1 protein-coding gene is annotated in these 396 nt (G+C 55.8%); it reads left to right on the forward strand.

Annotated features, from left to right (window positions below; all coding sequences use genetic code 11):
• The coding region (locus tag QMX83_RS21625; protein ID WP_282298676.1) for a Tn3 family transposase at positions 1 to 297 on the forward strand (297 nt) is incomplete at its 5' end.
• Positions 298 to 396 lie beyond the last annotated feature (99 nt).

Raw genomic sequence — 396 nt, forward strand, 5'->3', positions numbered from 1 at the left:
TGGGTGTTCTTTGGCAGCCAGGGGATCATTGCTGAGAACGTCCAACACGAGCAGCGCAAGATCATCAAGTACAGCCAGCTGGTGGCCAACATGATCATCCTCCACAACGTGGAAGGCATGAGCCGGACCTTGGCCGAGATGAGGAAGGAGGGGATTGAACTGACGCCCGAGATCCTGGCCGGCCTGTCGCCTTATCGGACCAGCCACATCAATCGCTTCGGCGACTACCACCTGGATCTTGAAAGGGAAGTGGCGCCGCTGAGCTACACAGCCAAGGTGCTTGAACAGACCCCATAGATGGGGAGAACCTGATCGAGAGACGAGCAATCAACCTTGAAATTCAGTCGCTTAGGCAGCTTTTGGCCCTGTACGTAATGATTCCCTGCCGACCCTCTA

Origin of the sequence: Stenotrophomonas sp. PS02289, assembly GCF_029960115.1 — a bacterium.
Classification (GTDB): domain Bacteria; phylum Pseudomonadota; class Gammaproteobacteria; order Xanthomonadales; family Xanthomonadaceae; genus Stenotrophomonas.